Origin of the sequence: Streptomyces sp. NRRL S-455 (genome assembly GCF_000717875.1) — a bacterium.
GTDB lineage: Bacteria > Actinomycetota > Actinomycetes > Streptomycetales > Streptomycetaceae > Streptomyces.
This window is the reverse complement of record NZ_JOCT01000005.1, coordinates 128,053-151,805: the sequence shown is the minus strand read 5'-3', so window position 1 is coordinate 151,805 and position 23,753 is coordinate 128,053. Positions and strand designations below refer to the sequence as shown.

General features: G+C 70.1%; 18 protein-coding genes and 1 pseudogene. 13 read left to right on the top strand and 6 right to left on the bottom strand.

Annotated elements, in window-relative coordinates; translation table 11 throughout:
* The first annotated feature begins 51 nt into the window (after positions 1-51).
* The 4 genes from IE97_RS0110175 to IE97_RS0110160 are packed head-to-tail and all read left to right on the top strand — an operon-like array spanning position 52 to position 8,308.
* Positions 52-2,223, top strand: coding sequence for a hypothetical protein (locus IE97_RS0110175; RefSeq protein WP_051704907.1), 2,172 nt, complete (start codon positions 52-54; stop codon positions 2,221-2,223).
* A complete protein-coding gene (locus IE97_RS0110170; protein ID WP_030235194.1) occupies positions 2,210-3,832 on the top strand; it encodes a type I restriction-modification system subunit M in 1,623 nt (540 codons plus the stop codon). Before IE97_RS0110175 ends, IE97_RS0110170 begins: the two co-directional genes overlap by 14 nt.
* A complete protein-coding gene (locus IE97_RS39235) occupies positions 3,825-5,036 on the top strand; it encodes a restriction endonuclease subunit S (RefSeq protein ID WP_078603158.1) in 1,212 nt (403 codons plus the stop codon). The genes IE97_RS0110170 and IE97_RS39235 overlap by 8 nt, the downstream gene beginning before the upstream one ends.
* Positions 5,033-8,308, top strand: coding sequence for a type I restriction endonuclease subunit R (locus tag IE97_RS0110160; protein ID WP_030235188.1), 3,276 nt, complete (start codon positions 5,033-5,035; stop codon positions 8,306-8,308). The genes IE97_RS39235 and IE97_RS0110160 overlap by 4 nt, the downstream gene beginning before the upstream one ends.
* A gap of 59 nt (positions 8,309-8,367) precedes the next feature.
* On the opposite strand, the pseudogene IE97_RS40065 reads toward IE97_RS0110160, so the two are convergent.
* Positions 8,368-8,568, bottom strand: a pseudogene (locus IE97_RS40065) (DUF397 domain-containing protein); the annotation flags it as partial.
* Between IE97_RS40065 and IE97_RS38355 the strand changes: the two are divergent.
* The 3 genes from IE97_RS38355 to IE97_RS38350 all read left to right on the top strand — a co-directional run bounded on the left by IE97_RS38355 (position 8,534) and on the right by IE97_RS38350 (position 12,288).
* Positions 8,534-9,163: an ATP-binding protein gene (locus tag IE97_RS38355; RefSeq protein ID WP_324605876.1), complete on the top strand. Its 630-nt coding sequence runs from the start codon at positions 8,534-8,536 to the stop codon at positions 9,161-9,163. The pseudogene IE97_RS40065 and the gene IE97_RS38355 sit on opposite strands and share 35 nt — an antisense overlap.
* 231 nt (positions 9,164-9,394) lie before the next feature.
* On the top strand, positions 9,395-11,836 hold the full coding sequence (locus tag IE97_RS0110150) for an AAA family ATPase (RefSeq protein WP_030235185.1): 2,442 nt from the start codon (positions 9,395-9,397) through the stop codon (positions 11,834-11,836).
* Positions 11,836-12,288, top strand: a complete 453-nt coding sequence (locus IE97_RS38350; protein ID WP_051704905.1) for a hypothetical protein — start codon at positions 11,836-11,838, stop codon at positions 12,286-12,288. The genes IE97_RS0110150 and IE97_RS38350 overlap by 1 nt, the downstream gene beginning before the upstream one ends.
* Here the strand turns inward: IE97_RS38350 and IE97_RS0110140 are convergent.
* Positions 12,283-13,104: a VOC family protein gene (locus IE97_RS0110140; protein WP_030235179.1), complete on the bottom strand. Its 822-nt coding sequence runs from the start codon at positions 13,102-13,104 to the stop codon at positions 12,283-12,285. The genes IE97_RS38350 and IE97_RS0110140 overlap by 6 nt on opposite strands.
* A 255-nt stretch (positions 13,105-13,359) precedes the next feature.
* Between IE97_RS0110140 and IE97_RS0110130 the strand changes: the two genes are divergently transcribed.
* The gene (locus IE97_RS0110130) at positions 13,360-14,211 is read left to right on the top strand and encodes a sulfurtransferase (RefSeq protein ID WP_030235176.1); all 852 of its coding nucleotides are present in this window, start codon (positions 13,360-13,362) and stop codon (positions 14,209-14,211) included.
* A gap of 122 nt (positions 14,212-14,333) precedes the next feature.
* Here the strand turns inward: IE97_RS0110130 and sepH are convergent, their stop codons facing one another.
* The 3 genes from sepH to IE97_RS0110115 form a co-directional block, all read right to left on the bottom strand.
* Positions 14,334-15,368 carry a septation protein SepH gene (gene sepH / locus IE97_RS0110125; RefSeq protein WP_030235174.1) on the bottom strand — a complete coding sequence of 345 codons (1,035 nt, stop codon included), beginning with the start codon at positions 15,366-15,368 and terminating at the stop codon, positions 14,334-14,336.
* Between the two features lie 482 nt (positions 15,369-15,850).
* Positions 15,851-17,170 (bottom strand): D-arabinono-1,4-lactone oxidase, encoded by a 1,320-nt coding sequence (locus tag IE97_RS0110120; protein ID WP_030235173.1) that lies wholly within the window; start codon positions 17,168-17,170, stop codon positions 15,851-15,853.
* Positions 17,130-18,368 (bottom strand): MFS transporter, encoded by a 1,239-nt coding sequence (locus tag IE97_RS0110115; protein ID WP_030235171.1) that lies wholly within the window; start codon positions 18,366-18,368, stop codon positions 17,130-17,132. The genes IE97_RS0110120 and IE97_RS0110115 overlap by 41 nt, the downstream gene beginning before the upstream one ends.
* A gap of 167 nt (positions 18,369-18,535) precedes the next feature.
* Between IE97_RS0110115 and IE97_RS0110110 the strand changes: the two genes are divergently transcribed.
* The gene (locus IE97_RS0110110) at positions 18,536-19,663 is read left to right on the top strand and encodes a ferrochelatase (protein ID WP_030235169.1); all 1,128 of its coding nucleotides are present in this window, start codon (positions 18,536-18,538) and stop codon (positions 19,661-19,663) included.
* Between the two features lie 8 nt (positions 19,664-19,671).
* The gene (locus tag IE97_RS0110105; RefSeq protein ID WP_030235167.1) at positions 19,672-20,487 is read left to right on the top strand and encodes an inositol monophosphatase family protein; all 816 of its coding nucleotides are present in this window, start codon (positions 19,672-19,674) and stop codon (positions 20,485-20,487) included.
* 77 nt (positions 20,488-20,564) lie between these two features.
* Here IE97_RS0110105 and IE97_RS42460 read toward each other — a convergent pair whose 3' ends face one another.
* Complete coding sequence (locus tag IE97_RS42460; protein WP_199807004.1) at positions 20,565-20,738, bottom strand: hypothetical protein; 174 nt, start codon at positions 20,736-20,738, stop codon at positions 20,565-20,567.
* 412 nt (positions 20,739-21,150) lie between these two features.
* Between IE97_RS42460 and IE97_RS0110095 the strand changes: the two genes are divergently transcribed.
* The 3 genes from IE97_RS0110095 to IE97_RS0110085 all read left to right on the top strand — a co-directional run bounded on the left by IE97_RS0110095 (position 21,151) and on the right by IE97_RS0110085 (position 23,741).
* Entirely contained in the window at positions 21,151-21,804 is a 654-nt protein-coding gene (locus IE97_RS0110095; RefSeq protein WP_003993508.1) for a response regulator transcription factor, read from the top strand.
* 4 nt (positions 21,805-21,808) lie between these two features.
* Positions 21,809-23,041, top strand: coding sequence for a sensor histidine kinase (locus IE97_RS0110090; protein ID WP_030235164.1), 1,233 nt, complete (start codon positions 21,809-21,811; stop codon positions 23,039-23,041).
* A 403-nt stretch (positions 23,042-23,444) separates the two neighbouring features.
* Positions 23,445-23,741: a DUF4193 domain-containing protein gene (locus IE97_RS0110085; RefSeq protein WP_003993510.1), complete on the top strand. Its 297-nt coding sequence runs from the start codon at positions 23,445-23,447 to the stop codon at positions 23,739-23,741.
* The last annotated feature ends 12 nt before the right edge of the window (positions 23,742-23,753 follow it).

The window sequence follows — 23,753 nt, the reverse complement described above, 5'->3', positions numbered from 1 at the left end:
GAGGCGAGGAAGCCGGCCTCGGCAACCCAGGGGAGAGGGGGGACACGTCCGATGACGACGCACACGGCCGCGCAGACGTCCTCCGCCATCCTGCCCGAAACCCCGGCCTGGCGGATCACTTACGCCGAGATCGCCGCCCTCGCCCAGGTCAAGCGCCCGGTGCCCACCACGTGGGCTCGCCGGCATCCCGACTTCCCCGCACCCGTGACCCACGAGGACGGGCGTCCGCTCTTCGACGCCCGCGCCGTCGTCGACTGGCTCGCCTCCACCGGCCGCGGCAACACCGATCCCCGCCGACTCCGCGCCGAGCTCGCCCTGCACACCCTGGCCGCCTGGCGCACCCCGGCCCTGTCCGCGTCCGTCCTGCTCGGCGCGCTGACCTCTCTGGTCTGCCTGCACCAGCAGCTCGACGCCCGGGTCGCTGACGGCCGCCCCTGGAGCACCGTCCTGGATCGGGCCGCCGACCTCGACCCCGACGACTGCTTCCTCCTCTCCGAGCTGCGGGCCCTGCCCGACCCGGAGCGCACCGGCCCGGCCCTCGCCGCACTCGCCGACGAGCTGATCGACGCCGCGTACAACCCCGCCGAGGCCTTCGACTGGATCCTCCAGGCGCGCCCCCGCCTCGGCGCCCACGACCCGGCCGCCGACGGGCCCACTCCGGCCGTGGTTCGCGCCCTCGTCGCGCTCTCCGGGGTCGACACCCTCGACGAGGGTGCGGTGATCGCCGTCCCGCATGCCCGCGCCGGCGACCTCCCGGCCGCCCTCCACGACCACGCCGCCGAGGACTCCGGTCACCTCTACCTCGCCGCCGACCCAGATCCGGCCCGAGTGCGCATGGTCCGTCGGCGGATGCTGGTGCGCGGGGTGTACGAGTTCCGGCTCGACGTCGTCGAGGGCGAGGAACTGACCGCCGACGAGTGGGGCTACCCGAACCTCCTCGTCTGCGCCCTGCCGTACGAGGCCGCCGAGACCCGTGACGCGAAGGCCGTCCTGGAGCAGGTCGCCGCCCTCACCGACTACCTCGACACCGGAGCCACCGCCGTCGTCCTCGGCCCCGCCGACGTCCTCACCGGCCCCCTCGCCCGGCACGGCGACGCCGACCGCCTGCGCCGCTCGTTCCTCAAGCCCGGTTTACTCAAGGCGGCGATCAGCCTCCCCGACGGCGCGTACGCTTACCGCCCCGGCTACCGCACGGCGGTCTGGGTCCTCGCCCGTGTTCCCGAGGAGCAGCGCACGGGCCTCGTCCTGCTTGCCGACTACTCCGCCCGGCCGCTCACCGAGCCCGTGCTCGACGCCCTCGCCGAGGACATCGCCATCTGGCGCGCCTCGGGCTGGTCCTCCGACCGGCGTCACGAACCCCGCCACGCCGCCATCGTCCACGGCACGGACCTCGACGACCGTCCCGGTGCCGCGTTCACCCCGCAGCACCGCACGCTCGCGTCCCGTCACACGCGGACGGTGGTAGAACGCCCGGCCGTCATCGCGGACCTGGAACGCCGGCTGAGTGAGCTGCAGGAGCGTGCGCGACAAGGAGAACTCCGGCTGCACGCCCACGCGGAGCTGCGCCCCGAGACGCAGCCGGTACGCCGTACGACTGTGGATCGCCTCCTGCGTACCCGTCGGCTGCGTCGCCGCCCCGGCCACCGCTTCGCGCCCGAACACCTCACCCCTGAGGGCCACTACACGGTTCTCACCCCCGAGGAGATCCTCGGCACCGCTCGTGTGGGCGGTCGGCGCATCGACCGAGGCATCCTCCTCACCGCGTACGAGCACGCCCAGTTCACCGAACCCGGGGACCTTGTGGTCACCGCCCACCCGCACTTCGGCGTGTACGTCGACACGGAGGGCGTCTCGCTGGTCGCGGCCCCGGCCCGCATCCTGCGCGTGCATCCCGACGCGGACCCGCCGGTACGACCCCGGGTGCTGGCGGCGCTGTTGCGCGCTGCGGCGGGGGAGCACGCCCGCATCAGCGGGGCCGTGCGCGCGTCCCGCCGTATCGAGGATCTGGTCCTCCCCGACCTGAGCGGCGCCGAGGCCGACTTGTACGAGGGCGTCCTCGCGGAGATCGAGGCACGGTCGGCGCTGCTGCGCGAGCAGACGGCCGCGCTCGACGACCTGACCCGCGTGATGGCGGCCGGCATGACCGACGGCACGCTCACCATCCAGCCACTTCCGTACACCGACACCCCTGAAGGAGACGGTCCACCCGATGCCCGCAAGTAAAGGCAAGCCCGCCGACCAGGCGGAGCTGTTCAGCGCCTCCACCGCCAAGGAGATCCAGGACATCCTCTGGAAAGCGGCGGACAAGCTGCGCGGCTCCATCGACGCCGCCCAGTACAAGGAGTTCGTCCTCGGCCTGATCTTCCTGAAGTACGTCTCGGACGCCTTCGACGAGCGCCGCACCGAGCTCGCCAAGGAACTGATGGAGGAGGGCATCGCCGAGGACCGCCTCGACGACTTCCTGGAGGACCGTGACGAGTACACCGGCGCGCACGTTTTCTGGGTCCCGGAGACCGCCCGCTGGTCCTGGATCGCCACGCACGCGAAGGCCCAGGGCGTCGGCAAGCTCCTCGACGAGGCGATGGACGCCATCATGCGGGAGAACGCCTCCCTGACCGGAGTCCTCCCCAAGATCTTCAACCAGGACCGCGTCGACCAGAAGCGCCTCGGTGAACTCGTCGATCTGATCAGCGACGCTCGGTTCGGCGGCAGCGGGGACAAGCCGGCGCAGGATCTGCTGGGTGAGGTGTACGAGTACTTCCTGGGTAACTTCGCGCGGGCCGAGGGCAAGCGGGGTGGCGAGTTCTATACGCCGAGCTCTGTCGTCCGGCTGATCGTCGAGATCCTGGAGCCGTACGAGGGGCGGGTGTACGACCCGGCGTGCGGGTCGGGTGGCATGTTCGTGCAGGCCGCCAAGTTCGTCGAGGCGCACCGGGGGCGTGGCCACAAGGCCGACATCTCGGTCTACGGCCAGGAGCTGAACGAGCGCACTTGGCGCCTGGCCAAGATGAACCTCGCCATCCACGGCATCGACGGCAACCTCGCCGCCCGCTGGGGCGACACCTTCGCCGATGACAAGCACCCGGACCTCAAGGCCGACTTCGTGATGGCCAACCCGCCCTTCAACATCAAGGACTGGGCGAGGGACGAGACTGATCCGAGGTGGAGGTACGGCGTCCCGCCGAAGAACAACGCCAACTATGCCTGGCTTCAGCACATGATCTCCAAGCTGGGGGAGAGGGGCACGGCGGGCATTGTCCTGGCCAACGGCTCCATGAACTCTCAGTCCAGCGGCGAGGGCGAGATCAGGCAGGCTCTGATCGAGGCCGATCTGGTGGCGTGCATGGTGGCGCTGCCGCCCCAGCTGTTCCGTACGACGCAGATCCCTGCTTGCCTGTGGTTCCTTTCCAAGGATAAGTCTCCGCAGGGTGCGCGGCGGTTGGACGACCGACGGAACGAGATCCTGTTTATCGACGCCCGGGAGACGGGCGAGATGGTCGACCGGACAGAGCGCGCCTTTTCGGAGGAGGACCTCCGGAAGATTGCCGACACATATCACGCCTGGCGGGGCACGGCATCGGCGGGTGAGGCGGGACTGACCTACGAGGATGTGCTGGGCTACTGCTACTCGGCCGACCTCGAGGAGGTCCGGGAGCACGGGTACGTTCTGACGCCGGGGCGGTATGTGGGAGCTGCCGAGGCTGAGGAAGAAGATGCGGAGGCTGTCGCCGAGCGGATCAGCGAGCTGACGGAGGAACTGTTTGGGCTGTTCGACGAGTCGGCGGAGTTGGAGAAGTCGATTCGCGAGCAGTTGGGGGCCATTCATGTCTGAATGGCGTACGGTCCGCTTCGAAGAGATCCTCAGCAGCCCGTTGCGAAACGGCGTCAGCTATCCTTCGAAAATGCGAGGCCAAGGCATTCCGATGGTCAACATGCGGGAAATCTTCGCATACGACATCATTCGGGACCAGGAATGCGAACTTGTCCCGTTGAAGGAGCACGAACTTGGCAACTCCCTCCTGGCCGAGGGTGATCTCCTTTTCGCCCGCCAATCTCTGACCTATGAGGGCGCAGGTAGATGCGTGCTCGTGGGGGCTTCGGAAAGGCCTCGCACCTGGGAAAGCCACCTTATTCGCGCCCGAATCAACAGGAAGCTCGCGGACCCGCGCTTCATCTACTACTACTTCAGGTCGGCGAAGGGCCGGCGAAACATCGAGACGATCATCAATCAGGTTGCTGCGGCAGGCATTAGGGGCAGTGACCTGAAAAAGCTGCAGGTGCCCATTCCTCCGCTGCGCAGGCAAGTGGAAATTTCTGCCCTGCTCGGGGCGCTGGATGACATGATTGCTGTCAACGAGCGCATCGTCATCACCTCGCGTGAACTCGGTCTTGCTCTCTTCGCTCAAGCGGTTGCACAGGAAGCGGGCATGGAGGTCAGTGTCGAATCAGTGTCGTGCGTTCTTACCCGAGGCGTCGCGCCGAAGTATTCTGAATCGCCGGACGAGCTGATGGTCTTGAATCAGAAGTGTATTCGAGGCGGGCGCGTGAGCCTCACCCCCGCGCGTCGCACACTTCGAGACAAGGTGAAGGCTCCCAAACTGCTGGTGAGAAACGACGTCTTGGTGAATTCGACCGGTGTCGGCACGCTCGGCCGGGTTGCACTGTGGACTTCCGACGAGGCCGCGACGGTCGATTCGCACATCACTATCGTGAGGTTCGACGAGGCCCAGGTGGATCCCATTTGCGCAGGATTTGCCATGCTTCGCGCACAGCCCGAGATCGAGGCGATGGGCGAGGGCAGTACCGGCCAGACCGAACTTCGTCGCACGCAGCTGGGTGAGCTGGAGATCTCTCTCCCCAGTAAGGAGCGGCAGCGTGAGCTTCGCCCCAAGCTTGATTCCCTTGAAGCGAGGGCTGGTCAGGCTGTGCATGAGTCCCGGGCCCTCGCCACCCTCCGCGACACCCTCCTCCCCCAACTCATGTCCGGCCGCCTCCGCGTCAAGGACGCCGAGAAGATTGTCGAGGACGCCACATGACGACGCCCCACGACGGAAATGAGCCTGACGGCAGAACCCACCGCCGCCCCACCGAGGCCGACTGGGAGATTCTCGCCCTCGACGAGCTGGCCGAGTTGGCCTGGCAGCCGGCCTCCGGTAATGCGTTCGCCCCCGGCTCCGACCACCGGAAGTCCTGGGACGACCTGATCCTCTACCCGGACCTCCAGGAGGCGATCGAGCGCCTGAACCCGGACCTGCCCCCGGACGCCGTCCGCGAAGCCATGGCGACCGCCGCCACCCCCGGCTCCCAGGACACCTACGAGGAGAACCGCGCCGCCCACCGCCACCTCACCACCGGCATACGGTCCGTCACCTACACCGACTCCCACGGCGCCGAGCACAACCCCACCATCCGCCTCCTCGACTTGGCCGACCCGGACGCGAACACGTACCGCGCCCTCAACCAGGTCACGGTGATCGACGGCGACAAGAACCGCCGCTTCGACGTCATCCTGTACGTCAACGGCCTGCCCCTCGCCGCCATCGAGCTGAAGCGCGCCGGCGACGAGGACGCGACGCTCCAGACGGCCCACGCCCAGGTGGCGCGGTACGTCCAGGAGTTCCCGACCGCGTTCCGCTACAACGCAGTCGTCCTGCTCTCCGACGGCATCACCGCGAAGTACGGCACGCCGTTCACGCCGTACGAGCACTTCGCCCCCTGGAACACGGACGAGTTCGGCGCCCGCGTCGACCCGTTGACCGCCGACGGCTTCTCGGAGTCGGGGCAGAACCTGGCGCTGCACGGCCTGTTCACCCAGTCCCGCTTCCTCGAACTGATCCGGTCCTTCATCAACTTCGTGCCATCGAAGCGGATGAAGCGGATCGCGAAACCGCACCAGTACCACGCGGTCACCCGCGCCGCCGACCACGTCCGCACGGCCTCCGCCAGTGACGGCAAGGCCGGTGTCGTCTGGCACACCCAGGGCTCCGGCAAGTCGGAGGAGATGGTCCTCACCGCCACCATGGTGATGCGGGACCCGGCCCTGCTGAACCCCACCGTCGTGGTCGTCACGGACCGCACGGACCTCGACGACCAGCTCTACTCGACGTTCCAGGAAAGCGAGATCCTCCCGGAGACGCCGAAGCAGGTCGTCACCCGCGCCGAACTCCGAGAAGAGCTCGCGGCGAAGAGGACGGGAGGGATCCTCTTCACCACGCTCCAGAAGTTCGGCAGGACCAAGGAGGAGCGGGAGTCGGGCACCGACCACCCGATGCTCTCCGACCGCCGGAACATCGTCGTGATCGTCGACGAGGCCCACCGCAGCCACTACGACGACCTCAACGGCCTCGCCCGCCACCTGCGCGACGCGCTCCCGCACGCCACGCTGCTCGCCTTCACAGGCACCCCGATCTCGGAGGCCGACCGCAACACCCGCGAGGTGTTCGGCGACTACATCGACGTCTACGACCTCAAGCGGGCCGCCGACGACGGCGCGACCGTGAAGGTCTACCACGAGAGCCGCGTGATCCAGCTCGTCCTGGACCGCGACGTCGATCCGACCACCATCGACGAGGAGGCCGACCGCATCACCGACGGCCTCGACGACACCGAGCGCCGCCGCGTCGAGCAGGCCGTGGCGACCATGAACGCCATGTACGGCGCACCGGCCCGCATACGGGACCTGGCCGCTGACCTGGTGGAGCACTGGGAGGCCCGCCGGGAGCGGATGAAGCCGTTCGTCGGTGCCTCCGAGTCGGGTGGGGCGCCCGGCAAGGCGATGGTGGTGTGCGCGACGCGCGAGATCTGCGTCCGCGTCTACGACGCCCTGCGCGAGCTGCGTCCCGAGTGGCACAGCGACGAGTTCGAGAAGGGCACGATGAAGATCGTCTTCTCGTCGAACTCCCGCAAGGACTCGGACGCGCTGCTCGCCCACGCGCTGACCGACAGCCGCCGCAAGGCCGTCATCAACCGGGCCAAGGACCCCGACGACGAGCTGGAACTGCTCATCGTCAACAACATGCTGTTGACCGGCTTCGACGCCCCGCCGATCCACACCATGTACCTGGACCGGCCGCTCAAGGGCGCCAACCTGATGCAGGCCCTGGCCCGCGTCAACCGCCGTTTCCGCGGCAAGGAGGACGGCCTCCTCGTCGGTTACGCCCCGCTGACGGAGAACCTCCAGCGGGCCATCGCCGAGTACACCGAGGCCGACCAGCGGGACCGCACCCTCGGCCAGGATGTCGAGCGCGCACTGGACGAGCTGCGCAACGAGTACGACGTCCTCACCGGCATCCTGCGCGGCTTCGCCTGGGAACCCCTGCTGGACCGCCCCGGCCCCCGTGCTTTCGTCGACGCAGCCCTGAAGACCGCCAACCACCTGCGCGACCCCCGCACCAAGGGCAACAACCCCGACCTGCTCGACGACCCGCGCCAGACCCTGGGCCGCCGCTTCCGCGACCACGCCTACCGGCTGGAGCGCTTCTGGGCGCTGGCGGGCAGCTCGAAAGAGGTGGGGAGCCGGTTCGCGGACACGCCGGCCTGGAAGCGGCACATCCAATTCCTCGTCGAGGTCCGCGCCTACATGGCCAAGCTGGACGCCATGGAGCGCGAGGCGCGTGGTCTCCCCGTGGCGCGCGATGTCGAGCTGTACCTCTCCCAGCTCACGTCGTCCGTGGTGGAGACGGGCGGAGTGACGGACCTGTTCGCCGAGGCCGGACTGGAGACCGCCGACCTCACCCACCTCACCGACGCGCTCGTCGCCCAGCTCCAGCAGAGCGACACCCCGCACCTGGCGGCCGAGGCACTGAGGCGGCTCGTCGAGCGGAAGATGCGCGAGGTCACCCGGCACAACATCGTCCGGCAGACCACCTTCTCCGAGCGGCTCCAGGACCTGATGGTGCGCTACATGCGCCAGCAGTACACCAGCGCCGAACTCATCGCCAAGCTGGTCGAGATGGCCAAGGACGTCATGGCCGACGCCAACCGGGGTGAGAAGTTCGACCCGCCCCTGAACTGGCGCGAACTCGCCTTCTACGACGCCGTCGCCGACCACGGCTCGGCCCGCTCCCTCATGGGCGACGAGGTGCTGGCGGGCATTGCCCGCGAACTGGTCGCCGAGGTCCGTCGCCAGCTCAAGCCCGACTGGATCGCCCGCGAGTCCGTCCGCGCCCGCCTGCGCAGCACCATCAAGCGCCTCCTAGCCCGCAACAACTACCCGCCGGACCAGCAGAAGGAGGCCATCGACCTGGTCCTCCGCCAGATGGAGCACTTCGCCAACGAGTGGTCCGAGAAGGGGATTCCGGAGGACTGAACGTAAGAGCCCTGCCGACCGAGAGTCTGGCTGGCAGGGCCCTCACGACCGTACGAGCGTCACACGCGCAGTTTCGACGAAGCCAGCCCAACGAAGCCCGTCCATGCCTCACGCGACACCCTGAGCATGGGCCCGGTGGTGGCCTTCGAGTCACGAACGCGCACAGCAGCCGAACCGGCTGCGACCTCTACACACTGACCGCCCTCGGTCCCGCTGTAGCTGCTCTTGAACCAGGCGAGGCCGTATGCGGCGGTTGACGACGAAACCCATCAATCCCGCCGACACCACCCAACCCACCACCCCCTGCACTTCCTTGAAGACGCCTCCGCCGCCCGACCGCGCCTTCGAGATGCGCTTCACCTCCACACCCCGCGGAGCCGCCTCGCCCGCCGTCTCGCGGCCGTCCGGCTGGACGCGTGGGGCATCCCGTACGGCAGCGACGCGCACGACGCGATCGTGCTGATCGTCGCCGAACTCACCGCGAACGCCGTGAGCCACGGTCACGTCCCCGGCCGGGACTTCCACCTCCGCCTCCACGCCACCCCCGACGGCCGCACCGTACGCGTCGAGGTCACCGACACCCGCACCGAACGCAACCCCCGCCCCGCCCTCCCGGAGAGCGCCGCCGGCGCCGAGGAGACCGGCCGCGGGCCGCTCCTCGTATCGCAGCTCGCGGCCCGATGGGACTGGCACCCGCGCCCGAGCGGCCCGGGCAAGACCGTCTGGGCGGAGTACGAGCAGGTACGCGCCGCTCAGCGGGAGCGGAACAGCCACGACGGTGGTGCGCGCGAACAGGTGCCGCTGGACGCCGAGTCGGACAGGCTGATCGGCGAGACGCGGGGGCAAACCAACTGATCATCGAGGCGGGCGAACCGGTATTCTCCCCGCCTCGAATGATCACGCCACTACTCTCAACTGTTCTGATAACAGCCGTTATCAAAAAGGACATGCCGCGCTACTTCCCTCCACGCCTACGGTTCCGTCCGTCGACAGGCACCCCAGCGGTTCGGCGCGGTTCGGCCGCCGCCGGTGCCTTTCGGTGCTCACCCCCTTCCACCTCAGCACGGGAAACACGGGAGACACCCCATGGACGACACGACGGACCGGACCACCGACAACGCACTGCCTCTGCCGGAGCTCGTCGAGGCCCGGCTGGCCGGCGACCGCAAGCTGTCCGCCCCGGTGAAAGCCCTCATCCGCGAGGCACTCGGCGGCCCCGAGGACGTCGAAGGCGGCGCCCGCGTCTCCGCAGGCCCCGTCTACCTGGGGAACATCTCGGTCACCGGCTTCCGCGGTGTCGGTTCGAAGGCGCTGCTCAAGCTGAAGCCCAAGCCCGGCGTCACCCTCGTCGTCGGACGCAACGGCTCCGGCAAGTCGAGCATCGCCGAGGCCGTCGAGACCCTGTTCACCGGCACCAACGCCCACTGCTCGGGACAGCACCCGAGCCACGCCGTCCGCTGGCGCAACCTGCACCAGGGTGAACGGACCGTCGTCGACGCCAAGTTGACCGTCGAGGGCGACCCGTCGCCGAGCACCCTCACCCGCACCTGGACCGGCGACAACTTCACCGACTCCGAGGCCGTGCTCAGACGGCCGGGACACGGCACCGTACCGCTGGAACAGGCGGGCTGGGAGCAGGCGACCCGCGCCTATCGCCCGTTCCTGTCGTACGCCGACCTGGACAACCTGATCAACGGCAAGCCGTCCGAGATGTACGACAATATCGCCGCCATCCTCGGCCTCGACGACCTCAACGCCGCCGCGCGACGGCTGACGGCCGCGAAGAAGGAACTCGACGCCGTCGTCAACGCCGAGAAGGACAAGAAGCCGCTCCTGCACGCGGCCCTGGAGGAGGTCGGGCACGACGACCGGGCGCTCAAGGCCCTCGTGGCGATGGAGGAGAAGGGCGGGCCCGACCACGCCGTGCTCGACGCCCTGATCGCCGGTGCGCCCACGGCTGACGAGGGCCGGCTGCGGGAGGCGCGGCTGGAGGCCGCCGCCGAGATCGAGAGCCCTGATCTGAACCGGGTCGGCGCCGCCGTCGACGCGCTGCGCAGTGCCCTCGCCGACGTCGACGACCTGGAGGGCACCGCGGCCGCCGACGCCCACAGCAGGGCCGAACTGCTCCAGGCGGCGCTCGGCCACAGCGACCGCCACGTCGACGACACGTCCTGCCCGGTCTGCGGGACGGAACAGGTCCTGGACCGGGAGTGGGCCACGCGCGCCGAGGCGCAGATCGCCGCCCTCCTGCGCGAGGCCGAAGCCGTGCGCGAGGCCGAGGCCCGCCTGCGGACCACCATGCGCGCCCTGCACGACCTGGCCCTCCCGCCGCGCGAGATCCCGGCCGCGCTCGCCGAACCGTGGGAGGCCTGGGTCGACTGCCGCCGGATCACCGACCCCGCAGAACTCGCCGAGCGCGCGCTCAAGGCGGCGGTCACGCTGACGGACGCGTGCGCGATCGTGGCCGCTGCCGCGCGCGAGGAACTCGCGGCCAAGGACGAGCGCTGGCACGCGGTCGTCGGCCTGCTCGCCGAGTGGACGAAGCTCTCCCGGGAAGCCGAGGCCGCCAAGCCCCGCAGGACGGCGGTCAACGCCGCCCTCACCTGGGTCAAGAAGCTCACGACCGAGATCCGCGACCTCCGCGTCGACGCCTTCGCCGGCCACACGCAGCGGATCTGGGAGAAGCTGCGCCAGCAGAGCAGCATCGACCTGACCCACGTCGGCCTGCACGGCAGCGAGAAGGCGACCGTCCGCAAGCTGATCATGGACGTCACCGTCGACGACACCGAGGCTTCCGCCCAGGGCGTCATGAGCCAGGGCGAACTGCACTCGCTCGCGCTCTCCTTGTTTCTGCCCCGCACCGCGACGGCCGACAGCCCCTTCGGCTTCGTCGTCATCGACGACCCCGTCCAGTCCATGGACCCGGCGAAGGTCGACGGCCTGGCCCAGGTGCTCGACGAACTCGGCCGCGACCGGCAGGTCGTCGTCTTCACCCACGACACCCGCCTCCCGCACGCCTTCCGCAGCCAGAACCTTCCGGTGACCGTGCTGAAGGTGGAGCGAGGCGAGAAGTCCAAGGTGCACGTCACCGCCGACACCGACCCGGTCAAGGAGGCCATCGACAACGCCATGGCCCTCGCCCACACCCAGAACTGCTCCGAGACGGCCCTTCGCCACGTTCTGCCGTCCCTGTGCCGCGAGGCCCTGGGCACGGCGATCGTCGAGGCGGCCTGGCTCCGGCGCAACCGCACCGGGCAGCCCGCCGAATGCCTCCAGGCCGCCATCGACGCGACCGAACGGCTCATCCCGCTCGCGTCGTTCGCCCTGTTCGACGACGGCCTCGTCCACTCCGACGAGGAGGTCCGGAGCCGTCTGCGCACCCTCTACGGCAACGAGAGCACAACTCTCATCCACCAGTGCCAGCAGGGCGCGCACCCCGGCGGTTTCCTCCCGCACGACCCGATCGCCTTCGTCCGGAGGGTCGAGGCCCTCGCCGCCCGGATCCGCACCCCGGAGGTGAACGTCTGATGCCCGCCACCCTCACGGTCGCCGCACTCCTCGCGACCGCCGACGACCTCCTCACCGAAACCCCGGACCGCGACGGCCCGTTGACCCCGGCAGGCCGCGACCGCGGTGCGGCCTACGCACTCCGGATCGCCCTGGAAGTGGCCGTCGACGCGGCCCTCGCGACCCGGGAAGGCTCGCTTCGCGAGGTGAGCATGCGAGCGAAACTGCTCTGCCTGCGTCACTACTCCGGCCCCGGCCCTGCCCGCCGGGTCAACGCCCTCTGGACCCGCCTCAGCGCGGCCTGCAAGTTCCACCACGACGAACTCGGCCCGACACACGCCCAGGTACGCGCCTGGTACGCAGCCGTCGAGAGCCTCGTCGCGGAACTCTGCCAGCCCGGTGCGGGCATCGAGTTCCCGCAACAGAAGGGCACGGACCGCCGCTCCGCGCAGAGGCACGGCAGCCGGTCATAGCGGCCGCTGCAGCAGCGCGAACTCTGCCCCCTCCGGGTCCGTCACCGTCGCCACGCGCCCATGCTTCGTGTCGTGGGCCGGCCTGAGGGCCTGTCCGCCCAGGCGGGCGAGAAGGGCCAGCGCGTCATCGACATCGGCGACCTCGAAGTACGTCACCCAGTGCGGGCCCCGGTCGCGGGGCAGGGCCTGCCCCAGGCCGTGGATGCCGGCGACGGGCTCGCTGTCACGGCGCAGGGTCACGTAGTCGGAGCCGGTGGAGACCGCCGGTTCGGCCGGTTCCGTCGATTCCTGCTCGTAGCCGAAGACCGTCCGGTAGAACTTGGCGACGCTCGCCGACTCGAAGGTCAGCAACTCGTTCCAGGCGGGTGTGCCGGGGACGCCCGACACGGCCGTGCCGAGGTGCGCGCCGGCCTGCCAGACGCCGAAGACCGCGCCCGAGGGGTCGGAGCCGATCGCGAGGCGGCCGGCGTCGGCGGCGTCCAGCGGGCCCACGCCGATCGTGCCACCGCAGCTGCGCACCGACTCGGCCGTCCGGTCCGCGTTCGGTGAGGCGAAGTAGGGGGTCCACGCGATGGGCAGATGGCGCTCGGGCGGCAGCCGGCCGAGGCCCGCGACCTCTCGCCCGTCGAGCACCGCCCGCACGTACGGTCCGAGTTGCTGAGGGCCCGGCCGGAACTCCCAGCCGAACAGCGCTCCGTAGAAGTCCTCGGTCGCGGCCAGTCCGTGCACCATCAGGCTCACCCAGCAGGGCGTGCCGGGCGTGTGCCGAGCGGGTGTTTCGCCGTTCGGGCCGGCGGCCTCCCGTGCGTCGGTCATCGTCGCTCTCTTCTCGGCCTCGCGGCGGCCGTGCTCTCCACAGCCCTCGTGGACCCGTCCCGCGAGGACGGTCCTCGTCCCGGGGAGAATGCCCGATGTGCGGGCGCTGTCCGTCGCGGCGCGCTTGTCGGCACGTGTCGCTCAGCTGTACAGCATGTGCTTGTTCCGGTACGCCATGTGACAAGGACCCGGTTCGGCCGAGCAGAGTAGCCGGACATGGGCGGCTCGGCCACCCCCGTGCGCGAGGATGGGGCCATGAACGCCATCATCTCCGCACCCGGACTCGCGAACGCCCTGACGGGCGTCAACCCGCCGGTCCTGCTCGATGTCCGCTGGCAGCTCACGGTGGCCAAGGCGGCGGGTGAACCGCCGTTCGACGGCCGGGCCGCGTACGAGGCGGGGCATCTGCCCGGGGCCGTCTTCGTCGACCTGGACCGGGAGTTGGCGTCCGCGCCGGGTGAGCGTGGTCGCCATCCGCTGCCCGACCTCGCGGTGTTCGGTGCCGCGATGCGCCGGGCGGGCGTGTCGTCCGGGAGGCCGGTGGTCGTCTACGACGGCGGCCAGGGCTGGGCGGCCGCCCGGGCGTGGTGGCTGCTGCGCTGGGCGGGTCACCCGGACGTGCGGGTCCTCGACGGCGGGTTGCCCGCCTGGGAGGGGCCGTTGGAGAAGTCCGTACCGACTCCGGTGGAGGGCGGCTTCGTGCCCGAGCCGGGGGCGGCGGGGCTGCTCGACGCCGATGCCGCCGCGGTGTTGGCCCGGTCCGGGGTGCTGCTGGACGCGCGGGCGGGGGAGCGGTACCGGGGTGAGGTGGAGCCGATCGATCCGGTGGCGGGGCACATTCCGGGCGCCGTGTCGGCGCCCACCACGGAGAACGTGGGGCCGGACGGCCGCTTCCTGTCCGCGGAGGAGCTGCGGGCCCGTTTCAAGGGGCTGGGCGTGACCGGGGATTCCCGGGTCGGCGTGTACTGCGGGTCGGGCGTCTCCGCGGCCCACGAGGTCCTGGCGCTGGCGGTCGCGGGTATTCCGGCGGAGCTGTACGTGGGGTCGTGGTCGGAGTGGTCCTCCGACCCGGGCCGGCCGGTCGCGGTGGGGCCGGATCCCGAGTAGGCCGACGTGCGGTGGGGCCGGATCCCAGCCGGATGCCCAGCAGGTCCCTATGAGGAGAGGGCCGTGCCCGGAAGACACGGCCCTCTGCGTCACTCGGTCGGTGCCAGCACCGCGGCGCCCGGCTACTCCTGCTTCTTGCGCCGTGTCCCGAACACGATCTCGTCCCAGCTCGGCACGGCGGCTCTGCGGCCGGGACGGACGCCGTCGGCCTCGGCCTGCCGGTCGGTGGCGCCGACGAGACGGTCGCGGTGACTGCCGACCGAACGCGGCATGAGGACATCCGCGTAGGCGGAACCGGCCGACGCCGCGGGGGCCGGGGGCTCCTCGGCCTCGGGCTCGGCGACGGGCTCCTCCTCGGCCTCCGCCGGGGGCAGCTCCGGAACCACCAGGTCGCCGCGGAAGCTGGGCACCGCTTCCAGCAGGCTGGTCAGCGAGTCCCGCTCGCCCGTGCTCTCCTCGGCCGGTTCGGACGCCTGGGCCGGCAGGCTGGGCCGCTCCCGGTCGGCGGGACGGTCCAGTGGCCGGTCGCGCGGCAGCCGGGCGATGCGCGGCACGAACGGGAAGCTGGGCTCGGGTGCGGCCAGGTCGTCGGACTCGCCGATGAGCATGCGCGCCTCGTCGTCGACGGCCTGGACGAGCCGCCGGGGCGGGTCGTACGTCCAGCTCGCCGAGTGGGGCTCGCCCGCGACCCGGTAGACCAGCATGACCTCCCACGTGCCGTCGTCGCGACGCCACGAGTCCCACTGGACGGTGTCTCTCTCGACACCGCGCATCAGCAACCGCTCCTGCACGGCCTCACCCAGCGGCGGACCGGAGTTCTCGCCGGGGCGGCGGACCGGGGTCTTGCGGGCCCGCTCGGCCATGAACGCACGCTCGGCGAGCACCGGGCCCTCGAAGCGGCGGACCCGGTCGACGGAGATGCCCGCGAGTTGCGCGACCTCTTCCGCGGTCGCGCCGGCTCGTATACGGGCCTGGATGTCTCGGGGGCGGAGATGGCTCTCCACCTCGATCTCGATCTGGCCGAGGCGGGGACGGTCGCCGCGCACGGCGGCGCGGAGCCGTTCGTCGATGGGAAGCGTGTACTCCGTGCTGTCCGCAGCCTTCAGCACCAGCCGTGTGCCGTCATTCGAGACGGCCACGACACGCAGTTCGGGCATGGGGACCTCCCGGGTGGTGCCTGCCGACGTCACGTGCGTCGCTGCTTCCGCTAGTCGAGTGTGGCCTGCCCGGGTGCAGCCTGCCACAACCTTGCCGAGTTGCCCGGCGTGTCGGGCACGGGCCCTGGATCGCCGTTATGGCACGGTTACCTATTCGCAACGCTAAGTGACGAACTCTGTCACCCTGTGCAACTAGCCCCCTCCCGGCGGTCCTTAAAGGCCCCGTACACCCTGATGGGAGACCGGGCCCAGGGCTCGCCACAGTACTCCATTTGGGCCACGTGCGTGGATTGGCACGCCGTCCAATCTTTTGGCAAGGGGGCGACTCGGCCGCCCCGTTCCCGACTTCCGTGATCTTGAACGTGGGGAAGTTCACGTAATCACGAGAAACGCGGCGCGATGGCGAGGAGGCGGTCAACGGCTGGTCCGGAACCGGCCCCGAGGGGAGTGAACCGAGGAGAACACAACCCCTCGCGCGTCACCTACGCCCCCAGAACCCTCCGCAAGTAGTCGTTCTGGAACCGCCGATCAGGGTCGAGGCGGTCCCGCAGCGCGGTGAACTCGGCGAAGCGCGGATACACCCGGGAGAAGTACTCGGCGTCCCGTGTGTGCATCTTGCCCCAGTGCGGGCGTCCCTCGTGTGCCGTGAATATCCGTTCCGCCGCGGTGAAGTATCGCTGGTACGGCGTGCCCTGGAACATGTGGACGGCGATGTACGCGCTGTCGCGGCCGGAGGCGGTGGACAGCGTGATGTCGTCGGCCGGGGCGGTGCGCACCTCCACGGGGAAGCTGACCCGCAGGCCGGAGCGGTCGACCATGGCCTTCAGCTCGCGCAGCGCCTCGACGACGGCCGCGCGCGGAACGGCGTACTCCATCTCCACGAAACGCACCCGGCGCGGCGACGTGAAGACCTTGTAAGGAATGTCGGTGTACGTCCGCGCGGACAGCGCCTTGCTGGAGATCTGCGCGATCGCGGGGATCGTCGCGGGCACCGCGCGGCCGACCCAGTTGGCCACCTGGAAGACCCCGTTGGAGAGGAACTCGTCCTCGAACCAGCCCTGAAGCTGCGGTACCGGCTTCTCCGGGCCCGCGCTGCGGTTGTTGCGCTTGGTGTTGGTGCTGCCGGTGTGGGGGAACCAGTAGAACTCGAAGTGCTCGTTCTCGGCCCACAGTTCCTCGAAGCCGGAGAGGACCCTGTCCAACGGCATCGGCTCCTCGCGGGCCGTCAGCAGGAAGACCGGCTCGACGGCGAAGGTGATCGCCGTGACGATGCCCAGGGCGCCGAGGCCGATCCGGGCGGCGGCGAAGACCTCCGGGTTCTCCTTCTCGGAGCAGTTCAGGACGGAGCCGTCGGCGGTGACCAGTTCCAGTCCCTTGATCTGGGCGGCGATCGAGGCGGAGTCGCGGCCCGTGCCGTGCGTGCCGGTGCTGGTGGCTCCGGAGGCCGTCTGCTCCATGATGTCGCCCATGTTCGTCAGCGACAGTCCCTCACGCGCGAGGGCCATGTTGAGCCTCTTGAGCGGAGTGCCGGCCTCCACCGTGACGGTCATGGCCTCGCGGTCGATGTCGCGTATGCCGGTCAGCAGCTGAGGACGGATCAGCACACCGTCCGTCGCGGCTATGGACGTGAAGGAGTGCCCGCTGCCGACGGCCTTCACCCTGAGGCCGTCCTCGGCGGCCCGCCGCACGGCGGCGGCCAGCTCGTCGACGGAGGCCGGGGTGACCTCCCGCGCGGGACGCGCGGAGACGTTGCCGCCCCAGTTACGCCACGTGCCGTTCTTTCCGTTCGCTGTGCTGCTCAACGGAGCCTCCCCGACCCGGTGCCGGCCGCTTGAGCCGGCGGAACCCGAGGAAACCCACCGCGACCGCGACGGCACCGGCCACCACCGGAACCCCGTACCCGGCACGCGCCCCGGCCGCGTCGATCACCCAGCCGGCCGCGGAGGAGCCGAGCGCGACTCCCGCCGCGAGCCCGGTGCTCACCCAGGTCATGCCCTCGGTGAGCTGCGCGCGTGGTACGTGCTCTTCGATGAGGGACATCGTCGTGATCATCGTGGGAGCGATGGACAGACCCGCGACGAAGAGCGCCACGGCCAGAGACGGCAAGTTTCCGACCAGTAGGAGGGGGATCATACTCACGGCCATGGCACACACGCCCAGCAGCCACCGGCGTTCCGGCGCCCCGGCGAAGCGCAGCAGCCCGAAGACCATCCCCGCGACGCAGGAACCCGCCGCGTACAGCGCGAGGACGATGCTCGCCGCGGCCTTGTGCCCCTCCTCGTCGGCGAAGGCCACGGTGACCACGTCGACCGCCCCGAAGATCGCCCCGGTCGCCACGAAGGTCGCCACCAGGACCTGAAGGCCGCCCGAGCGCATCGCCGTGCCGCCGCCGTGCCGCTCGCGCGGGTGCGGCTCGGGCTCGGTGGCGCGCTGCGCGGTCAGCCAGAAGACGCCGACCGCCAGGAAGCACGCGGCGAGCAGCGGACCGGCCTCCGGGAACCAGGCCGTGGACAGGCCGATGGAGATGATCGGTCCGAAGACGAAGCAGATCTCGTCCACCACGGACTCGAAGGAGTACGCGGTGTGCAGTTGCGGAGTGCCCCGGTACAGGGCGGCCCAGCGGGCCCGGATCATCGCGCCGACGCTGGGGACGCAGCCGATGCCGACGCACGCCACGAACAGCACCCAGTCCGGCCACCGGTAGTGCGCCGCGCACAGCAGAACCGCCGCCGCGGTCAGCGCGAGCAGCGTCGCCGGCCGCAGCACCCGCCGCTGCCCGTACTGGTCCACCAGCCGCGAGACCTGCGGTCCGGCCACCGCCGCGGACAGCGCGATGGTCGCCGACAGGGCACCGGCCAGGCCGTACCGCCCGGTGAGCTGGGAGACCATCGTGACCACGCCGATGCCCATCATCGACACCGGGATGCGACCCAGGAAACCCGCAGCGGAAAAGCCCTTGGAGCCGGGGGCGGTGAACAGGGCGCGGTAGGGGCTGGGCAACGGGGTCTCCGAAAGGCTCGTAAGCTGCGAACGCAGTCGAGACAGCTTACGGCTCAGAGCGCTCCCACGCACCGGTCCGGCTCAGTCCCGCACCGGCCCGGGCCGGCCGCCGCGCAGGCGTCACCCGTCGTTTCCCGGCTGTCAGTGCGGGGTGGCAGGATCGACTCATGCCAGACGCGCGCGATGCCACCCCCTACGACGCCCTGCTCCTGCTCTCCTTCGGCGGCCCGGAAGGCCCGGACGACGTGGTCCCGTTCCTGGAGAACGTGACGCGCGGGCGCGGCATCCCCAAGGAGCGCCTCAAGGAAGTCGGGCAGCACTACTTCCTGTTCGGCGGGGTCAGCCCCATCAACGACCAGAACCGCGCCCTGCTGGACGCCCTGCGCAAGGACTTCGCCGACCATGGTCTGGACCTGCCGGTCTACTGGGGCAACCGCAACTGGGCGCCGTACCTGACGGACACGCTGCGCGAGATGGTCCGTGACGGCCGCCGCCGCGTCCTGGTCCTCGCCACCAGCGCGTACGCCTCGTACTCGGGCTGCCGCCAGTACCGCGAGAACCTCGCCGACGCGCTCGCCACCCTGGAAGCCGAGGGCCTGGAGCTGCCGAAGATCGACAAGCTGCGGCACTACTTCAACCACCCGGGTTTCCTCGAGCCCATGATCGACGGGGTGATCCGGTCCCTCGCCGAGCTCGACGAGGACGTCCGGGACGGGGCGCACATCGCCTTCTCGACGCACTCGATCCCGACGGCCTCCGCCGACACCTCCGGGACCGTCGAGGACCACGGGGACGGCGGCGCGTACGTCAGGCAGCACCTGGACGTGGCGCGGCTGATCGCGGACGCCGTCCGGGAGCGCACCGGCGTCGACCACCCCTGGCAGCTCGTCTACCAGTCCCGCTCGGGCGCCCCGCACATCCCGTGGCTGGAGCCGGACATCTGCGACCACCTGGAGGAGCGGAACGCGGCGGGCGTTCCGGCCGTGGTGATCGCGCCCATCGGGTTCGTCTCCGACCACATGGAGGTCCTGTACGACCTCGACACGGAGGCGAAGGCCAAGGCCGAGGAGCTGGGGCTGCCGATGCGCCGCTCGGCCACGGTCGGCGCCGACCCCAGGTTCGCCGCGGTGGTCCGCGAGCTCGTGGTGGAGCGCGCAGCCGTCGAGCGCGGGCAGGAGGTCACACCGTGCGCCCTGGGCTCCCTCGGGGCGAGCCACCACCTCTGCCCGGTCGGCTGCTGCCCGGCCCGCGCCCCCCGGCCCGCCGCCGCGGGCGCCGACAGCCCCTACGCGTGAGGAGCCCTGTGACCGACCCCCTGCACATCGAACTGCTCGAACTCGCCCAGGAGGCCGCCCGGCGCGCGGGAGCGTTGCTGCGGGACGGGCGCCCGGCCGACCTGGCGGTCGCCGCGACCAAGTCCAGCCCCATCGACGTCGTGACGGAGATGGACATCGCGGCGGAGAAGCTGATCACCGGCCTGATCGCCGAGCGCCGCCCGGACGACGGCATCCTCGGCGAGGAGGGCGCCTCCACCGAGGGCACGAGCGGTGTCCGTTGGGTGATCGATCCGCTCGACGGCACGGTGAACTACCTGTACGGGCTGCCCACCTGGGCCGTCTCCATCGCCGCCGAGCAGGACGGCGAGACCGTCGTCGGGGTCGTCACGGCCCCGATGCGCGCGGAGACGTTCCACGCGGTGCTCGGCGGGGGTGCCTGGGCCACCGGGGCCTGGGACGGCGAGCGCAGGCTGGCCTGCCGTCCCGCGCCGCCCCTGGACCAGGCGCTGGTCTCGACGGGCTTCAACTACGTCGCCGAGGTCCGCGCCCACCAGGCCGAGGTCGCCCAGCGGCTGATCCCGCGGCTGCGCGACATCCGCCGCGGCGGGTCGGCCGCGGTCGACCTGTGCGACCTGGCCGCGGGGCGCCTCGACGGCTACTACGAGCGCGGCCTGCACGCCTGGGACCTCGCGGCGGGCGACCTGATCGCCCGTGAGGCGGGCGCGCTGACCGGTGGACGCCCCGGGGAGCGCCCGTCGGGCGATCTGACGGTGGCGGCCACCCCTGGCGTCTTCGAACCCCTCCAGCGCCTCCTGGAGGACTTCGGCGCCTGGCACGACTGAGGCCCTTCGCACCGCGTGCTAACGCACGAAGCGGGCCCCGGCGCTGGATTCGCCGGGGCCCGCTCCGTACGGCTTGATCAGACGCTCGACGCGCCGACTTCCACACCGTGCTCGGCCGCGAGACGGCGCAGGTCGTCGAGCTCACCCTGCTCCACCTCGACGAGGAAGTCGTCGCCGTCGTCCCGGGCCCGGGTCAGATCGGACTCGGTCGCCCTTATGCGCTGCAGAAGTCCTGCGGTGAATGCGTCCATGCTGCGCCCCCTCGTCCTGGGTCGTGGGTCGATGGCACGGGGGTGTGCCGTTCGGAAGGGACGATCACGTCTCCGGTGGATGCCCAGCGCCGCTCGGCTGGGCGGCGACGGTGCCGGACACCCACGTCCGCTCTGCGGAAGCGGATTGATGCGCACCGCATGGTGGTGCGGTACCAGCAGAGTGTGATCGTGGGATGTAAAGCCGTCCTCCCCAAGCTCCCTTCCGAGGAAACCTAACCGGAGGAGAAAATCTCGTATTCCCTCCCGCGGTCACGGCCCCCTCACCCGCCTTACCTCCGACTTATGGCCGAAAAGGGCAGGATGGAGGGCAACACCAACACACTGCCGAAGACCCCTGCCCGCGTGTGCCCGTCGAGGGCCGTGCGGGTGGACATCAGGAAGGACCAGGGACGTGCGCGTACTCGTCGTCGAGGACGAGCAACTGCTCGCCGATGCGGTGGCCACCGGACTGCGCCGGGAGGCCATGGCCGTCGACGTCGTGTACGACGGTGCGGCCGCCCTCGAGCGCATCGGCGTCAACGACTACGACGTGGTCGTCCTCGACCGCGACCTCCCGCTCGTGCACGGCGACGACGTCTGTCGCAAGATCGTCGAGCTCGGTATGCCCACGCGTGTGCTGATGCTCACGGCCTCCGGCGACGTCAGCGACCGTGTCGAGGGCCTGGAGATCGGGGCCGACGACTATCTGCCCAAGCCGTTCGCGTTCAGCGAGCTCATCGCGCGTGTGCGCGCCCTCGGCCGGCGCACCAGTGTGCCCCTGCCGCCCGTCCTGGAGCGCGCCGGGATCAAGCTCGACCCCAACCGCCGCGAGGTCTTCCGCGACGGCAAGGAGGTGCAGCTCGCCCCCAAGGAGTTCGCCGTTCTGGAAGTGCTGATGCGCAGCGAGGGAGCCGTCGTCTCCGCGGAGCAGCTTCTGGAGAAGGCCTGGGACGAGAACACCGACCCGTTCACGAACGTCGTGCGGGTGACGGTCATGACTCTGCGCCGCAAGCTCGGCGAGCCGCCCGTGATCGTCACCGTGCCCGGCTCCGGCTACCGGATCTGATCCCGTGGCCGCGACACCCGCGCCTCCGCAGGCACCCCCGAAGCCCACCTGGGACCCCAGGAGGCCCGCGCCGCCCTTCCCCTGGCTGCGCCCGACCATCCGGATACGGCTCACGCTGCTGTACGGCGGCATGTTCCTGATCGCCGGCATCCTGCTGCTGTCGATCATCTACCTGCTGGCCGCGCAGGCCCTGAACGTGGGCAGCGAGCTGCCGTTCAAGATCGTCGAGGGCAAGGTCGTCAGTGACATCTGCAACCTGCCCGACCAGGCCTCGCCCAGCGAGTTCAACAACGCGATGAACCAGTGCGTCAACGATCAGCGCCAGCACGCCCTGGACAACCTGCTCAGCCGCTCGCTCCTGGCCCTGCTGGGCCTGGCGGTCATCGCCTTCGCCTTCGGCTACGCCATGGCCGGCCGCGTCCTGTCCCCGCTGGGCCGGATCACCCGCACCGCACGCACGGTGGCGGGCTCCGACCTGTCCCGCCGGATCGAGCTGGACGGCCCTGACGACGAGCTGAAGGAGCTCGCGGACACCTTCGACGACATGCTGGAGCGGCTCCAACGTGCCTTCACCGCCCAGCAGCGCTTCGTCGGCAACGCCTCGCACGAGCTGAGAACGCCGCTGGCGATCAATCGCACGCTCCTCGAGGTGCACCTGTCCGATCCGAACGCGCCCGTGGAGCTCCAGCAGCTCGGCAAGACGCTGCTGGCCACCAACGAGCGCAGCGAGCAGCTCGTGGAGGGCCTGCTGCTGCTGGCCCGCAGCGACAACCAGATCGTCGAGCGCGGGCCGGTGGACCTCGCCGAGGTCGCGGGGCAGGCCGTCGACCAGGTGCACGCGGAGGCCGAGAGCAAGGGCGTGACGATCCGCGGCGAGCAGAAGCCCGCGGTCGTCCAGGGCAACGGGGTGCTGCTGGAGCGGATCGCGCTGAACCTGGTGCAGAACGCCGTGCGCTACAACATCCCCGAGGACGGCTGGGTCGAGGTCACCACCGACGTCCAGCACGGCCAGGCCGTCCTGGTCGTCTCCAACACGGGCCCGGTGGTGCCGGCGTACGAGATCGACAACCTCTTCGAGCCGTTCCGGCGGCTGCGCACGGAGCGTACGGGCAGCGACAAGGGCGTGGGACTGGGTCTGTCCATCGTCCGGTCCGTGGCCCGGGCGCACGGCGGGCACATCTATGCCCAGCCCCGCGAAGGGGGTGGGCTCGTGATGCGGGTCGCGCTGCCCATCTGAGATCATGGCGCCGATCAACTCGGGGCTCACGGGGATGTTCGCTTTGCGCGGAATTTTTGAGACTTCACCGCGCGTGCACCGTGTGTGATCGATCACAGAGGCGACTTTCCGGCCATCTACTCTCCGTGATCATGCACCCTGTCGGAAAGCCGGGAAAATCCCGGTTTTCGAGGGTCTTGATCACGGGAAGTACACGGTGAGACGCCTTTGGCGCGGGGCATTCGGACCGTGTACGGTCCCCTTCGCCATCCAAGCCGATCACTCATGAGGAGTCCGGTTGGGTGTCGATTGAGTAACAGACCTTGATGTGAGGCAAAATCTCCGCCTCAGGTCGGGCACAAGTCCGGCCTCTCACGCGTTAGTGCGCTGGAGACACCGCAGACACCCAGAGGGGGAGAGCGACATGGCAACCGATTACGACACTCCACGCAAGACCGACGACGACGTCGACTCGGACAGCCTCGAAGAGCTGAAGGCTCGTCGAAACGACAAGTCGGCATCCGCCGTGGACGTCGACGAGTTCGAGGCCGCCGAGGGCCTTGAGCTGCCCGGCGCCGACCTTTCGAACGAGGAGCTGGCCGTCCGGGTGCTCCCGAAGCAGCAGGACGAGTTCACCTGCATGAGCTGCTTCCTGGTGCACCACCGCAGCCAGCTGGCCCGGGAGAAGAACGGCCAGCCGATCTGCCGCGACTGCGACTGAGGAGGGGTCGGC